The organism is Natrinema soli, assembly GCF_028618695.1.
Window position 1 is genome coordinate 1 of sequence record NZ_JAQIVI010000718.1, and the last position, 2,577, is coordinate 2,577.

The following is a 2,577-nucleotide window of genomic DNA, read 5'->3' on the forward strand; positions in this document are numbered from 1 at the left end:
GACGACGAGCGGCGCGGTGAGCACGGCCGGAACGGGACCGGCGGCCGCCCAGAGGGATCCGACGCAGCCGACGAAGGCGGCGCTTGCGGCGAAGATCGCGACTAGGATCTCGGTCGGCGCGAGGGGATTTTCGGCGTCCTCTCCCCTGACGTAGTGGTCGACGTAGCCGTCCTTGAGGTGGGCGACGTAGACGGCCAGCCCGATCGCGAGTGCGTGGACGACTGCCGTCGTGACCGTGGCGTCGCCGGCGAGGAGGACGCCGAAGAACGACATCGCGATCCCCGGCAGGAGGAACACTGGTTGGACGTGCGCGGCGAGCCCTCGAGTCGTCCGGCGAAGCCGCGTTGGGTGCGAGCGTTCTTGCACGCTCGTTCGTGGGTGTCGAGGGTTATAACCGGTCCCGTTCAGCGACGCCTCGGCCCGGATTCGGCACCGGGGAACCACCGAACAGCACTCCCCGTCAAACCGCGGTTCATCATAATAATTAATACGCCCGGTAGCCGGTATCACACATAGGCGACCAGACTGATGAAGTTTATTGACACGTTCGAGCGAACCGTCCGGTGTCACTCGTCGAAGACGGCGCTCGTGACCGACGACGGTCAGTCGATGACGTACGGCGAACTGGACGACCGAACGACCCGACTCGCGAACGCGCTGAACGAACGCGTCCCGGATCGACGCATCGCGACACTCGCCCGCACAGGAACGACTGCGATCGAGACGATGCTGGCGAGCCAGAAGCGGGGACTCGCGAACGTACAGCTCCCGTTCCGCGATAGCCCCGGCACCCTCGCGTCGATACTCGAGCCGACAGGGGCGGCGACTCTGCTGTTCGACGACGCGAACGCCGAAAAGGCCCTCGAGGTGCTCGACCGCACGGCGATCGAGATGGGGATCCACGCGGGCGAGAAGACGATCGACCGTGCGGACATCGAAGACTACGAGGACGTGATCGCGAACGCGTCGACGGAGCCGGTCGAGCCGGATCCGGCGTACGAACACGGCATCTTCTACACGAGCGGAACCACAGGCACGCCGAAGGGGGTGCTGTTCGACCAGGAGCAGATGTGGTACGGTGCCGCGCAGGTCGTCATGGAGATGTCCATCGTAGAGACGGACACCGCGCTCGTCACGACGCCCTGGTACCACATGGTGACGACCGACGCGTGGATCCTCCCGCACGTCATGGCAGGCGCGACGATGGTCGTGCAGTCCGACTTCGAACCGGACGAGGCGCTTCGCCTCGTCCAGGACCACGACGTAACGGGGATGCTCGCCGTTCCGACCCAGTTACACGTGCTGGCCGACGCGCAGGCAGAGGAGGGGTACGACGTCGACACCCTCTCGTACATCCGCACGGGCGGGTCGATCGTGACTGAGCGGCTCGTCGAAAAGGCCTCGGAGCACCTGACCGAGAGCGTGTACAACACCTACGGACTGACCGAGGGCGGCCCGAATCTCACCTTCGCCCACCCGTCGCTGCAGGACGACCACACCGGGACGATCGGCACGGAGTCGTTCACGTGGGAGCTTCGGGTCGTCGAGGCTGCAGACCCGGACGAGGATCCCGACCCGACGGCGACCGTCGAACCGGGCGAGATCGGCGAGATCATCGCCCGCGGACCGGGCATGAGCGACGGCTACCTGGACCACCCCGAGGAGAGCGAGCGAACGTACGTCGACGGTTGGCTCCGGACGGGCGACTGCGCGGAACTCGACGAGGACGGCTACCTCTACATCGTCGGCCGCGTCGACAACATGATCGTCAGCGGTGGGGAGAACGTCTACCCCGAGGAGGTCGAGGACGTCCTCGAGTCTCACGATGCGGTCGAGGAGGCGGTCGTGGTCGGCCTCGAGGACGAACAGTGGGGTCACCGCATCGCGTGCGTCGTCTACGCGAACGGGCCCGACGACGTCGACGTCGAGGCCCTCGACCGGTTCTGCGAGGACAACGACGAACTGGCCAACTTCAAGCGACCGCGCGAGTACGCGGTGACGAGCGAACCGCTCCCACGGACTGACACGGGAACGATCGAACGGGCGACGATCTACGAGGTGTTCTTCGACGCGTAAGGGATCGAGGACACGCGGACGTTCCGACGCTGGTCGCTTGCTCCGGGCGGGGCTGCCGGACGTCCCCGTTCCGCGCACCGATGATCGGTCGGAACGCGCCGTCCGCCATCTCGATACCCAACTAGGGAAAACGTTTTCAGCCGCTGATTCGACTGCCTCTGTATGGCCGTGACGAGCCTGTTTGACCCGAGCGGAATCGCTGTGGTGGGGGCCTCCGAGACGCCCGGAAAGATCGGTTACGAAGCGATGCGAAACGCCGTCAAGTTCGACGGTCCGGTGTACCCGGTCAACCCGTCGGCGGAGGGGACCGCGTTCGACCGGGAGTTCGTGTCCTCTGTGACCGATATCGAGGATGACGCCGTCGACCTCGCGCTACTGTGCGTGCCGGCGACGGTCGTCCCGGACGTCGTCGAGGAGTGCGGCGAGGCGGGAATCGGTGGCGCGGTCGTATTCGCGGGCGGCTTCGCCGAGGCGGGCGAAGCGGGCGTGCGGTTGCAGCGG

The 2,577-nt window shown here is 66.2% G+C and carries 3 protein-coding genes; 2 read left to right on the plus strand and 1 reads right to left on the minus strand.

All coding sequences use genetic code 11. From position 1 onward, the window contains the following. Nucleotides 1-366, minus strand: a 366-nt coding sequence (locus PGX04_RS30910) for a UbiA prenyltransferase family protein (protein ID WP_465263860.1), incomplete at its 3' end; no start/stop codon positions are given. A gap of 162 nt (nucleotides 367-528) precedes the next feature. Here PGX04_RS30910 and PGX04_RS30915 point away from each other — a divergent pair. Together PGX04_RS30915 and PGX04_RS30920 are read left to right on the plus strand one after the other, a co-directional pair. Beyond that, nucleotides 529-2,076, plus strand: a complete 1,548-nt coding sequence (locus PGX04_RS30915; protein WP_273741984.1) for a class I adenylate-forming enzyme family protein — start codon at nucleotides 529-531, stop codon at nucleotides 2,074-2,076. 162 nt (nucleotides 2,077-2,238) lie between these two features. After that, the coding region (locus tag PGX04_RS30920) for a CoA-binding protein (RefSeq protein WP_273741985.1) at nucleotides 2,239-2,577 on the plus strand (339 nt) is incomplete at its 3' end.

Excerpts from the sequence above, each read along its gene's own strand:
- PGX04_RS30915 (WP_273741984.1), top strand. The coding sequence starts at position 529 with ATGAAGTTTATTGACACGTTCGAGCGAACCGTCCGGTGTCACTCGTCG.